Source organism: Chryseobacterium sp. SG20098, assembly GCF_031844745.1.
Lineage (GTDB): Bacteria > Bacteroidota > Bacteroidia > Flavobacteriales > Weeksellaceae > Chryseobacterium > Chryseobacterium cucumeris.
Window position 1 is genome coordinate 4,667,472 of the sequence record NZ_CP134622.1, and the last position, 12,826, is coordinate 4,680,297.

At 36.2% G+C, this 12,826-nt stretch carries 8 protein-coding genes; all 8 read left to right on the plus strand.

Annotated features, from left to right (window positions below):
• Positions 1–38 precede the first annotated feature (38 nt).
• The 8 genes from RHP76_RS21445 (at position 39) to RHP76_RS21475 (ending at position 12,817) form a co-directional block, all read left to right on the plus strand.
• On the plus strand, positions 39–1,529 hold the full coding sequence (locus RHP76_RS21445; RefSeq protein WP_311229021.1) for a relaxase/mobilization nuclease domain-containing protein: 1,491 nt from the start codon (positions 39–41) through the stop codon (positions 1,527–1,529).
• Between the two features lie 47 nt (positions 1,530–1,576).
• Positions 1,577–2,230 carry a ParA family protein gene (locus RHP76_RS21450; RefSeq protein WP_311229022.1) on the plus strand — a complete coding sequence of 218 codons (654 nt, stop codon included), beginning with the start codon at positions 1,577–1,579 and terminating at the stop codon, positions 2,228–2,230.
• Between the two features lie 33 nt (positions 2,231–2,263).
• Positions 2,264–2,800: a hypothetical protein gene (locus RHP76_RS21455; protein WP_311229023.1), complete on the plus strand. Its 537-nt coding sequence runs from the start codon at positions 2,264–2,266 to the stop codon at positions 2,798–2,800.
• 142 nt (positions 2,801–2,942) lie between these two features.
• The gene (locus RHP76_RS21460) at positions 2,943–8,108 is read left to right on the plus strand and encodes a helicase-like domain-containing protein (RefSeq protein WP_311229024.1); all 5,166 of its coding nucleotides are present in this window, start codon (positions 2,943–2,945) and stop codon (positions 8,106–8,108) included.
• A gap of 515 nt (positions 8,109–8,623) precedes the next feature.
• Complete coding sequence (locus RHP76_RS21465) at positions 8,624–10,480, plus strand: HsdM family class I SAM-dependent methyltransferase (protein WP_311229025.1); 1,857 nt, start codon at positions 8,624–8,626, stop codon at positions 10,478–10,480.
• Positions 10,477–10,749: a hypothetical protein gene (locus tag RHP76_RS23490; RefSeq protein ID WP_409193505.1), complete on the plus strand. Its 273-nt coding sequence runs from the start codon at positions 10,477–10,479 to the stop codon at positions 10,747–10,749. The genes RHP76_RS21465 and RHP76_RS23490 overlap by 4 nt, the downstream gene beginning before the upstream one ends.
• 64 nt (positions 10,750–10,813) lie before the next feature.
• Entirely contained in the window at positions 10,814–11,542 is a 729-nt protein-coding gene (locus RHP76_RS21470; RefSeq protein ID WP_311229026.1) for a BsuBI/PstI family type II restriction endonuclease, read from the plus strand.
• A 219-nt stretch (positions 11,543–11,761) separates the two neighbouring features.
• Complete coding sequence (locus RHP76_RS21475) at positions 11,762–12,817, plus strand: hypothetical protein (protein WP_311229027.1); 1,056 nt, start codon at positions 11,762–11,764, stop codon at positions 12,815–12,817.
• Positions 12,818–12,826 lie beyond the last annotated feature (9 nt).

Here is a 12,826-nt window from a genome sequence, read left to right on the forward strand (position 1 = left end):
TATAATCCGTAAGTAGGCGGTTAATATTACCATAAAAATTGATCGTAAAAATTATGGAACCTGCGGGGTCCGGCTTTCCCGGAGTACAGTATAATGATAAAAAGGTAGAGAAAGGGAGTGGTGAGCTGATGCTGATGAAAAATTTTCCCTCATTTATTAACGAAGATAGCAGCCAGCAACAGGTGCGGGAATATTTAAAATCCGTATCAAATAATGAAAGGGTAAAAAAGCCTCAGTTCCACGCCGTCGTTTCCACGAAGTTCCGGGAACATACCAAAGAAGAGCTTACAACGATTGCAGAAAATTTTATGGATGAGCTCGGGTACGGAAAACAGCCCTTTATTGTGGTGTTCCATAATGATACGGAAAATAACCATACACACATTGTTTCCACCCGTGTCAGTAAACAGACCGGAAAGAAAATTAATGACAGTTATGAAAAGCTTAAGGCACAGCAGGCATTAAGCCGGGTTATGGAAAAGCTGTATGGATTAAATGTGCAGGAGAAAATAGAAAAATTATTGGGCTACCGATATGCTTCTCTTAAGCAACTGGAACTGCTTTTAGAAAGAAACGGCTTTAGGCTTTCTCCCAATAGGAATGATGAGGGTGCTTTAGATATACTAAAAAACGGAGCCTGGGAAAAAACCATTAACGCCGCCGAGCTCAACTTCAGCAGTCAAAAAAAAGATTCCAGGGCATGGCAGTTAAAGGCGATTCTCTTAAAATACAAAGAACTGCACTCTTGCAAGGTATTCAGGATCGAAGACCACAGGGCTCAGGAAGGTGTATTACCAGAAGAAAAGCACAACGAGAACTGGAAGCCAAAAATTGAATTTGAGAGTGAGCTTCAGAAAAAGTTGCGGGATGTTTTCGGGATTGATGTTGTATTCCATACTTCTGACAAAGTAAAAACTGCTGTAGATCTCAAACCTTTTGGATATACGTTAATTGACCATAAGACAGGATCGATATATAAAGGAAGCGAGATTATGAAAATGAACGAGTTATTTGAGTTCACTTCCGATTCCATAGACAAAAGGCTTTTTGAAAGCTTAAAGGATTACAATATAGCAGATGAGTCTGCTAAACAAGTCCTACTAGAGCATTTGAAACGCCTGAATCCAGACCATATACCAAAAGATTTTATGCTTTTTGAAACTAAAAAAAGAAAAAATAAAGAAATATTTGGCTCAGTGAGGAGTGAGATAAAGCAATATCTCAGAATACAGAACTTAAAAGATGTTCACATTATAAAGTCCGAAGACGGTAAATTTTATGCGATACACTCAAAACTACACTATGTAGGAGAGCTGGAACAGCTGATCGGCGAAAAAGATTATCAAAGATTCCTGAATCCGGCTGAAAAAGGGCAACAGGTTTCAGAAACCCAAAATGAAACACTTGCAAAAGAACTGAATAAAAGTATCAATGACTTGATTTTTCAATTCAGTAAATCTTCTGGAGGATCAGGAAAAGACCCCGGAGGAGAGGAGCGTAAGAAAAGACGTAAAAAGAAAAACCGATAACCCTAAGTACCAAAGTTCTGCATCCATTAAAAATTAAAGATATAACTATGATTATCACCTTTGCTACCCAAAAGGGAGGAGCCGGGAAAACCACTCTTGCCATTGCATTTGCCAATTACCTTTGCGAGGTTTCCCAAAGGAAGATTAAGGCGTATGATTTTGATTTTCAGAAATCTTTTTTCAACAAATGGAAAGAAGACGAAGATTCTGAGCTGCCCAGGCTTTATGAAGTGGAGCTCATTGGAGACGATGAAGAAGAGCAGCCTTTTGCCGATCTGGAAAAAATTATAGGTCTTAAGGAAAGTGAGGAAATATACCTGTTTGATCTGGCAGGCACGCTGGACCAGAAATACAGTGACTTACTCATTTACAGCGATTTTATTATCATTCCCTTTGAATACTCCGATGTATCGGTAAAATCGACCCTGGTATTCAAAAACCTGCTGGGTCTACTCGAAAGTGAAGCAGAAAGGATCTTCATTCGTTCCAAATATGATAAAGGCTATAAATATCTCAACCAAAAGGAGATGGATATCGAGATCGCAAAATACGGAACCCTGATTGTAAGCCCTGTGTACAAAAGGAACTGTTTGCAGACCATTAATACGAGGAAGCTTACCTACGAGCAGCGATACGCCATAAAAAAGCCATTCAATGAAATCATTGAACAAATAAGTGAAGCATTACAAATTACCATGTAAGGCTGATTCCAAAGAAAAACCAAAATAAAAAATATGATAAAATATTCACTCATCCTGTTAGCAGCTTATTTCCTGTATTATGCCGGAAATATCCTGTATGACCTTTTTTTAAAAAAAGAAAAAATCATTCACGTAGATCTGACCGAAGAATTTTCACTAGGCAGTTTTGCACAAAATGATGCTGAACCTCCAAGCCGGATTGGAATTGAAGATGTTGAAAATCTCAGTACCCCCAAATCCTTTTTGAAAAAGGAGCTTGATTTTCAAAAACCATCTTCTACCGACCAGCAGCCGGATTTAGAAGAGATGAGAAAGCGATTTGAAGCGGAGCAGGATATTGATGATCTGCCAGCACCAGTGAACGATACCACAGCAGCACCCGTAGAAAAGAGCCCGTCCGATAACACAAGCCAACCTCAGGATATGCCCAACGAAGCAGAAGAATATCCTAAAAGGGAAAAGGCTGAGCCTAAAAAGTCCCATTGGAAAGAGCTTCTGAATTTATCGGAAACCACCGTGCAGCTCGTGGCTAATTACGATGGCCAGAAGATCTACCACTCCGCCATTTAAGCCGTAATAAACATTTCAAAATTGACCAAATATCATCCTATCAACTGATACGGATAGCATACCCCTTTACTGCCTAGAAAAAACTGGGATGATACTGCGAAAGAACTATTTGAATTTAATCATTTTGTAAAAAAAAGGGAAAGTGAATGAAAATCAGCTAACATATAACATCGATGATATTTCCGTAATAGAAGGGAATAAAAATGAACTGATTGTTTTTAACAGCAGTAAGGACAGGGATTCATTCCTGCAACTGCTGAAATTAAATAATCAGAATAATAACAGAACCCTTGTTGCCATTCATTCCGGTGCAAATACCAAAAAGTTTATGAACAGGTATCAGAACTATGAAGGTAAAATATTCCTTTGTCTGGATGGTGACAGAACAGGAAATATGATGACACTGAAAATCCTTACTGAGCTGAATGTTAAAAATATAAAGGACATCCGCCCCTTATATGGAATCTCAGAAAGCGCTAATCAAAACCTAAGTGAATATTTAGAAAACAAACTAGGTCTTCAAAATAAAAATACTACTTTAGTCGAACCAAAAAATTCAGAAGATGCAAACCTTAGTATTAAACGAAACGGAATTTCCGACGCTCATCACGTGGGATCCCAACTTTCTGAACGAAATTCTGGAAAGCCTCTCCAAAGAAGCCAATCCGGGGAAAACGGAAATCACCCGGGAGGACAAGCTATGGGCAGCAACCATGCTGGAAATGGATTTGAAGGGACAAGGCGGAGCGATTTGGGAGAAGGAACAAGAGGAAGATCCACTGACGGAGCACAACCGCAAAATGATGAAGAAAATGAAGGAAGAAAACATTCCGTGGGCAGAATCATATCCGGGAGAACTTTATCCAATAGATCAGGATTAGATTTATCCCATAAAAATAATGAGGATGTAGATATTCTCATTTCAAAGTATAGAGGTCAGAAGCTGACTAATGAGCAAGTTGCGGAAGTGGTTTCCGTAGCTTGCTTTGTTTCAAAGGACAATAAAATTATTTTAAATGAAAATCTTAGCCCTACAGATGAACTGAAAGATATTTGCAGTCAGTTCAAAAGCGGTGGAACAGCGAAGGAAGGCAGAGGGATTTTAGATGAATACTACACCGATTCAAGGATTGTAGATGCTGTACGCAATTTAATTAAAGACCGGTTTAAAAACCGGAAGGAAATTTCAGTATTGGAACCGAGCGTAGGAACAGGAAACTTTCTCTATGCTGCAAAAGATTTGGGTATAAAAATCAGTATTACGGCTTTTGAAATCAACGAAACCACAGCAAAAATTGCCAAAATCTTTCATCCTGAAGCTGATATCCATTTGCGCTCCTTTGAAACTGAATTTATTGATGAGAAGGGTGGCAAAAAAGAATTTTCCGAAAAATATGAACTGGTTATTGGTAATCCTCCTTATGGTGATCATCGGGGATTGTACAAAGGTTTGGGCGAAGAGCCGAAAATCTCAAAATATGAAGATTATTTTGTCAAACGTTCTTTAGATTCCTTAAAGCCCGGTGGGATTCTGGCGATGGTACTTCCTTCGGGTTGGCTCAACCGTCAAGACCAATTGAAAAATGCCGAATTAATGGAGGGATACCGCTTGCCCAGCGGTGCTTTTGCCGGAACTGCCATTGGTACGGATATTATTATTCTAAGAAAAGACCCTCAGAAAATTTCCACGGATATTTCCAGTTATTTTGAAATTAATCCGGAAAAAATTCTGGGTGAAACCCGGGAAAAAACCAACCGGTTTGGACGTCAGGAAAACTATGTCCACGGAAATTTAGAGGAGGCTTTAATAAGAATTGAACAGCTGAGAGGCAAAAAAGAAACCGAAAGAATCGGGAATCTTTTTGAAGATTTATTCCTGGAAGCTGAAGAGGGACCTAAAATCACCTTACAAAATAAGGTTTCGGAGGTTCAACCGGAAAAAATTACAGATTCTGAGCCTGGTGAGATAAATCTTACTGAAGTTCAGGAAAAGGTTGAACAGGTACTTTCATCGCTTAATTCTGTAAAATTCAAATCTCCGGCAGTAGTAAAGGAGATTGAGAAGTACTCTAAAATTCAATCCCAAATTGCCAGCGAGCCAAAGAAATTCGATCAAAGCCAAATTGATGAAATTCTCCAAAAAGCGGAGAAAATTATCCAGTCTCAAAATGAAAAAAATACAGAGTATAGAATTCAGACCAAGCCGGAGATTAAAAAAGGAGTTCTAAAGTATCAATTCCTTAAACCTGATGAAATTGTAAATGCTTCGGTTCAAAACAGTTCTGATCTTTCTAACGCACAGGTTGACGCTTTCAGGGATACCTCATATGACGGAACTTTACATAATCGTGGAAAGCACTATCAATTTGCCAACTACATAGACGAAAAATGGGTGCATGATTTTTATTATGCCGAAGGGAATATTTATAAAAAACTGGAACAGTTAGAAAAAGATTTTGCCGATAAATATGCTATTGGCGGAACCGAAAATCAATATGAAAAGCAAAAGGCTCTACTGGAAAGTGTTTTACCCAAGCCTAAATCCCTCGATGAAATTTATATCAGTCCTAACCATGAGTTCATTCATCAGTTTAATTTAGGTGCTATTGAAAGGTTAAGATATAATTCAGTGACAAAAAGCACGGAGCCGGTCACGGAAAATTATACACTTGCAGAGAAATTTAAAGATTTTGTAAACAGTTTACCCAGTGATGCCTTTGCGGGATCGTCGTCGTGGGAGGTGCGAAGTTTTGTCGATAATGAGACCGTTACGGGAAGTGATAAAGAAAGAAATGCTCTCATCCGTGAAAGGAGAAAAGCTGCTGCTAACGATTTGTTTTATAAATTTTTAAGAGAAGAATTATCGGGTGAACTAAGGCAACGTTTCGTAAAAGACTTTAACAGAAACTATAATAACATCCATGTTCCTGATTATGCGAAATTCCCTCTTTTTTCTAAAATTCATCTCAATTTCAAAGGAAGAGAACTGAAACTAACCGAAGTTCAGAAAGCGGGAATCGGAAGACAAACGACAAAAGGGGTTGGCTTATTAGCTCACGAAGTCGGTTTTGGGAAAACTTTATCCGGAATCTTATCCATGCATGAAGCGATGGAACGCGGAAATGCAAAAAGACCTTTAATTGTTGTTCCCAACGAAAGTATTCTCAAACAATGGGTGGAAACAATTTTTGAAACCATTCCTCATGCGAGAGTGAATATACTGGGAAACCTGGGTAAAGATTATGATCTCTCAAAGTTTGATAACAAGGACGGAGAGATTACCATCGTTACCTATGAAGGCTTTAATAATATCGGTTTTTCTGAAAATATTACTCAGGAGCTGGCTTCCAGGTTTTCTTACATTTCAGAAAGTGAACTAAAAAGTGTTAATTCCATTAGCGAAAGGGATTTTCAGAAAGAACTGGAGAAAGAAACAGAACTGGAGGGAAAAATGAAGCGTGGTAAAATCTATGATTGGGAAGATTTTGGCTTTGACCATCTGACATATGATGAAGTCCATAATGCCAATCATATTGTCGGAAAGGTTAGGGTAGAAGACCGTAGATTTGCTTCGGATTTCAGGAGCCAGAACCAGCAGACTTCCAAACTGGGAATCAATACCTGGATGGCAGCACAATACATTCAGGACAAGAATGATGGAAGAAATGTTACTCTGCTTTCTGCTACCCCTTTCACCAATAAGCCTTTAGAATATTATTCCATTTTATCCCTGATCGCCAATAAACGTTTGGAAGAGTCCGGTTACTTCAATGTCAATACATTTTTTGAAACCTTTATGGAGGCAGATAATGATATGGAAATTGATGCCAAAGGTGATGTGAAATTCAAGGCGAATGTCCGTAGGTTTAAGAATAATTCTTTGTTTCAACAGCTGCTTTCCGAATTTATTGATATTAAAGGGGAAGAAGATAATCCAGAACTGAAGCGTCCCAACAAAATCAACAAAGAATATAAAATTGAGCAAAATGATCTGACAAAAGAGCAATATGATCTACTCAATGAAAGCTTTAGTGAAACGGAGAAAGGAGCGATCCTTACCCATATCCTTAATGCCCGGTTGATTGCCATTTCTCCGTATTTATCACCTTATTATGATGGAGAAGAGCCTTCTCTGCAGGAATTTATAGAGAATTCCCCGAAGCTAAGGCAGACGATGGAGCTGATCCGACAGAATAAAAAAGATATTCCGGATTCAGGACAGATTATTTATTCAGAATTAGCCGTTGCAGAATTTCCAAAGCTGAAAGAATATCTCATTAATGAAGTTGTTTATAGACCCGAGGAAATTGGAATTATTACCGGAGCAACCAGTAAACCGGGTAGGTTGAAAATCCAGGATGATTTTAATTCCGGGAAAATTAAAATTATTATTGGCAGCGAAGCTATCCAGGAAGGAATGAATCTTCAGGAAAATACAACCGATCTGTATCTCCTTTCTTTACCCTATAATTTTACTTCTTTGCGGCAGGTGGAAGGCCGAATATGGAGACAGGGAAATAAGAATGAAAATGTCCGTGTCAATTTTATGCTGACCAATGACAGTATTGATGTCTTTATGCTTCAAAAATTGCAGGCTAAACAGGCACGATATTTAGAAGCGATGAAAAAAGGAGCAGATGTGTTGGATGTTTCGGATATCAGTACCCAGGAACTCAAAACATCAATTATTACCAATCCGGAAACAAGGGCTAATATTGAGATTGAACTGATGAAAAAACGGATAGAAAGTGAGAAAAACAAACACCTTGCGGATAGTGCCTTTGTATTAAGGAAGTATGAAGATTTTATCAAAGTTCAGGAAGGCGTAACCAAAGCAGAGTATAGTTATAACAGGATTTTAGGGTACTCCAAAGAAGAAGGAGATGACTCAGAATATTGGAGAAATCAGCTTCCATCTTATCAAAAAACGATTGATCTTGCAAAAGAAGAAGTTCAAAAAGCAATTCAGCATTTAGCTGAAAAAGGAGTGAATGTTACAGAAATTGAGAAGCAAACCAAGGCTACAGAAGGTAAAATAGCTGAATTGGATAAAAAACTGGAAGAGCTTCCAGAGATAAAAGATAATTTAATTGCTCAATATAAGACAGAAAAAGAGCAGCAGCTTAAAATTAATAAGTATATAGATCATGTAAAAGACAGGGCAGAAGAGAATAAAATTCTATACAATACTTTATTGAAAATGAGTTCTATGAATAATTTGGACAGTAAAAATTCTTTAGATCTAATATCAAATCAAGAAGAGGATATGAATTTGGCTAACGTAACCACTGCTATCAGAAAAAGATAAGTGAAATTAGAGTTAGTGAGCCGTTTAAGAGAATAATTGCCTTTCTAAATACTAATATATTTGACCGAAATATTAATTAATTTTAGACAAGTAGTTTTATGTCTACAGACTTGAAGCAATTGACTTTAAATAATAGAGAAAAAAAACTATATATTTGATAACCCACTCAATAAGCTAAATTTGAAGAAAATGATATTTTGTGTAAAAAATAAACTATGACCTTAAATAAACGAAATAATTATGAATGTCAAGAGAAGGGGAATCTGGAAAAAGTATCGGCCGTGGTAGGAAAAAGATAATGAAAAAGTATTTAGAGGAATACTATTATTACAGAATTTAAAAAGTCAAAATCAAGTCTGTTAGCTTTTAGAATCTAAAATGGAGGTATGGTTTCACATATTTCAACATTTATTTTAATACGTCATAATTTGTCGCATTATGAACGTAGCTTTGTAAAAGGCAATTCTAAAGTTTCTTGTTTAAAGATTATAGTTTAGTTATATTTGAAATATATTATGAGTACTACATTAAGCCATAAAAGAATTACAGTTAAATCAGCTATTACAAAGGAAATTTTAGCTGTTTTGAGTAACAAAGATAGAGAGCCTTCTAAGACCTTGCTTAGCGGAAGGATTATGGCTAAAGCTTGGGTGAAACAGTTTGATGAAGAGGTGAGACTTCACACGGCACAATATTTCATGCAACGTGTTATTAATTCTTATTGGAATTCAAATCAAAATTTTTTACCGTTCTTTCCTCTACAACTTAGTAGCATCCAGTTTCCTTTTGTTGAACTTGATGATAGCATTGAAGCTGTTGCAAATGTTATTGGCAAAGCTGCGGCGGAATTAGATGTTATTAAAGCGTCATTTGAGTTAGGAAATTTATATACGAGTATCCTTCCAGAAAAGCTGAGATCAGATAACGGCGTATTTTATACTCCGCCAGCGCTTACAGATAGATTATTAAACGCTGTTGAAAATGCTGGTGTTGACTGGACATCATCATCTGTAGCTGATCCTGCATGTGGAGGTGGTGCTTTTTTAGCACCTATAGCTCTTCGCATAATCTCTGCAACTGATTATTTATCACCTGAAGAACAATTAAAACATCTTGAGCAGAACTTAAAAGGCTATGAAATTGATCCATTCTCAGCATGGTTGACAGAAGTATTTTTGCAAATTGCTGTAAAAGATGTCATGAATTTAGCAGGTCGTCGTATAAAGCCTATAGTAACAATTTGTGATACGCTCTCTTTTTTTTCAAGTAAAGATAACCAAAGGAAGTTTGATGTTGTAATAGGAAATCCGCCTTACGGAAAATTGACATTAAATAAGGAAGTTAGAGGAGAATATGAGGAAAGCCTTTATGGTCATGCGAATCTTTATGGATTGTTTACCCATTTAGCTATTAATCTGGTTAAACCTGAAGGAATTGTCGGGTACCTTACCCCTACCAGTTTTCTTTCCGGTGAATATTTTAAAAAATTAAGAATGTTCATTAGAAAAGAAACAAATCCTTTAACAATTGATTTTGTTGCCGGCAGAAAAGGAGTATTTGAAGATGTGCTTCAAGAAACACTATTGGCAGTTTATAAAAAGAAAAATCATTTATCAAATGAGGCTCCGGTTCTAGAAATTAGTGAGATTTCTACATTGCCTAATGGCAGATTAAAGATTTCTTCAGTTGGAAGATACGAATTATCGATCGACACATGCTCTCCATGGATATTACCAAGGGACATTAAACATGCTAAAATTGTAGCATCCATGTCGAACATGAAGGATAGTCTAAGTACCTACGGTTATAAAGTAAGCACTGGACAATTGGTTTGGAACAGGCATAAAAAACAGTTGTCAGATAAGAAAAGCAAAAGTTCTTTTCCTATAATTTGGGCTGAGGCTGTTTCTAAAGATGGTAACTTTGAATTGAAGGCAGAGAAAGCTAATCATAAAAAATGGTTCCATTTTAAAAAAGGAAATGACTTTTTGCTGACTACTAAATCTTGTGTTTTATTACAACGAACGACTTCTAAGGAACAGGAAAAGCGTTTGATTACCACAGTGCTACCTGATGAATTATTTAAAGAATATACATCTGCTGTTGTTGAAAATCATTTGAATATGATTATTCCAACAGTGTCAAATCCTACTGTCAACCTTAAAACATTATCAACTTTCTTAAATAGCAAAGTAGTGAATGATGCGTTTAGAACAATCAGTGGGAGTGTTGCGGTATCTGCGTATGAACTGGAATCATTACCATTACCCGCACCATCAAAATTAAAACGACTAAATACACTAATCAATAATAATGCAGATTCTGATCTTATAGAAAAAGAATGCACGAAAATTTATACAAAAACTAAATGAGTCAATTGCCTACTTACGTAACGAGAGAATTAATCCATGAACGACTTCCAGTAATATTTCCTGAAGGTACTCCAAACAGAATTTATCTTATCAGGGAGATGGCAGCCAGCACAATTTTTACAATGTTGTATATTGGCGCAATTGACGGGAGAGAAACCTATATAGGGCCTGTTCACGTTTATAGGATGACTATGGAGCAATCAGCTCTTTCAGATGATTTAAGTCGCAAAGAGTATGGTAAGAATGCGTTGTTGAAAGGTTCAACCTGAGGGTAAAAGATGGTATGCTGATAATACCAGAGAGCCAATCAGAGATGAAACGCTAAGAGAAGGCTTGATTCCAGTTGGAGCTGTATTAACTAAAACTGGATTACCTACTACTTCCAGTCGACCACGCTATGCACTTCAGAATGATTTCGCTAACCTCTTTGATCCGGCAATTGCTGAAGGGGAATTAGAAGCAGCAGTCAAATCATGGCAGGATAATAATTTATCAGCAAGTGCAAGAGCCAGATTATCTGTAGCAGGTCGTACAGGAAATGCAACTGACGGAAGAGTTTTGGTAACATTTCCAAATGGTGAGGCACGAAATTTAATTGCAGGACCCAGTTCGGTGATATCAAAAGCTGTAGTAGAGGTTTTTGCAAATAAATTTTTAAAAGAGCCTGCAGTGTTATGGTTAAGTACAAGCGATGCAAAAGTAACATTTGTAGATAATGTTATAGCTAAAGCTATTGGACTTGAAATAGAAGCAGATAAAAATTTACCCGATCTTATCTTAGCAGATTTAGGTACACCTAATCCACTTTTAATATTCGTTGAAGTTGTTGCGTCTGATGGGCCAATTTCTGAAAGAAGAAAAAATGCTCTTTATGAGTTAAGTGATAGAGCAGGATTTGATCGCAAGCACATAGCATTCGTAACAGCTTATAAAGATAGACAAGTACAGCCATTCCGTAAAACCGTTCCCGAATTGGCTTGGGGAAGTTTTGCATGGTTTATGTCAGAACCGAATAATCTTATTTATCTAAATGATAGTGAGAAAAAAATATCTGAATTTTAAAATCCTTTGATCAATATTCGGATTCATTGAATTTTTTTAATTGTCTCATAGATTAACCTGGCTATAGCACTATATTATTTTAACTTCATTTTATTATGGAAACACGTAATTTCTAATAATGTATTTTTAATATATTTGGCAATAATGTTATAATCATTGCATTAACAAAAAATTATTAACTATAATACAGTAGAATTGTATTTTTATTCGATTACTTAAATGGCAGACAATAATGATTTACAGTACGAAGGAGTTTTTCCACAACGTGATCTCCAGATTCATGGCATCGGTTCATATACCCTTGATTTAAATGCTAATAAACATACGAGTTTAGAAGCAACCGAAAATGAATCAGATTACTTGAGTTTTATTCATGGGATTGTGCACGAAATTTCAATACAAGGGGGTAGACAGTTTATATGTAATAGCATGCATACTGAAGTTATTAATATTGTCAGCCAAATTGTTAATGGTGATATAGATTTCAGTGAAGTAGAAGCAATTGCCGACAGGTTACTAAGAATTGAAGTGGAAGCCCAGGAAAAAATATCAAAATTAGGTAAACAATTGCACGAAGGTTTGCTTATCATTTCGCATATCACTGATAGAAATGTTGAAAAAATAATAATTTGTAAAGCTGAAACTCTTTCCTACATAGAAAGGAAAACCTTTACTCAACAAGATGGATTTCCATTAAAGAAAAAGATTTTTAAATCTGTTCAAATTATTTTTGACAATAACAAAAATATAGAAGAGATTTATGTTAATGATATTAATGAATCAATATCAAAATATTGGTGGGATACTTTCTTAGAACTTGCGAAAAAGTATGAAGATGAGGAAAATACAAAAAGGGCATTTTCTATTATAGAATCGAAAATACTCAATATTATTAGAAAGGAATCAAATATTGATTTTTGGAACTTAAGAAATACTACTATTCATTATTTCCGTTCCAATGAGGAGTTTGAAATAGAGGATTATATTGAAAAATGTTTAGATGGTTATGTTCCAGAGAAAGAAGATTTAGATATTGAAAAATTTGTGGTGAAGGCTAGAGAGCTTCCTAAAAAGTTTGCTTTTGATCCTCAGTTTAGCTTAGTTAAAAAAGCAATTACTGCAAAAATTAAGAAAACTATTAGCTTACATGAGAGTATCGATTTGGTTCTCAAAGGAGAAGTAAATCCTGGTACAATAGAAAGTGCTCGTAACGATCGAAATGAGAAAGGTATATTTATCAAGACCTCAACGGGCTTCGACGAATTTGGTGGTTAATCTATAAAA